At 49.0% G+C, this 602-nt stretch carries 1 protein-coding gene and 1 riboswitch; the gene reads right to left on the bottom strand.

The genetic code is table 11. The annotated features are described in order from the left end of the window. Positions 1-35 precede the first annotated feature (35 nt). Positions 36-112, top strand: a riboswitch (cyclic di-GMP riboswitch). A gap of 310 nt (positions 113-422) precedes the next feature. Beyond that, a complete protein-coding gene (locus tag Q7J88_RS15440) occupies positions 423-539 on the bottom strand; it encodes a hypothetical protein (RefSeq protein WP_369682025.1) in 117 nt (38 codons plus the stop codon). Positions 540-602 lie beyond the last annotated feature (63 nt).

The following is a 602-nucleotide window of genomic DNA, read 5'->3' as shown; positions in this document are numbered from 1 at the left end:
GTTTTTTATTTCTCACCGAAGCAGAACGAAACGATACACGATAATACTAAACCACTCGCGAGGGTGGGGCGGAAAACCTATAGGGTCTCACGTAGACAGCCGGGTTGCCGAAGTATCTCCACTAATCGGTCCCGGCTTTTGTGTGTCCGGACCTCAACAGCCGGGGTCTTAAACAAGAGGAGGTGTGTCGAGCCGATATCTGAATTGTTGGAAGCCGTAATTACATGGAAAACCACCTTAAATGAAAAAGCTAAATGGAGAAGTAAAATGCTAAGTGAATTCAAAAAAATTGTTGCTTTATTCGGGATTGTTTCCCTGTTGTTGACTTGCCTGTTCAGTATCAGTTTTGCCTACGACCGCGATGCCAATAAGCAGCGGCGTTTTGACTCGTATGAAAAGAATCGTGATGTGAAGTGGCATCGTTACGACAAGAGCAATGACAGCGACGACGATGCTGCCGATGTTGAAGACGATGACGACTTGATCGTGACCCCTGATCCGATCGTGACCCCTGATCCGATCGTGACCCCTGATCCGATCGTGACCCCTGATCCGATCGTGACCCCTGATCCGATCGTGACCCCTGATCCGATCGTGACCCC

Source organism: Malonomonas rubra (assembly GCF_003247215.1).
Lineage (GTDB): Bacteria > Desulfobacterota > Desulfuromonadia > Desulfuromonadales > Geopsychrobacteraceae > Malonomonas > Malonomonas rubra_A.
This window is presented reverse-complemented; position numbering and strand designations above follow the sequence as displayed.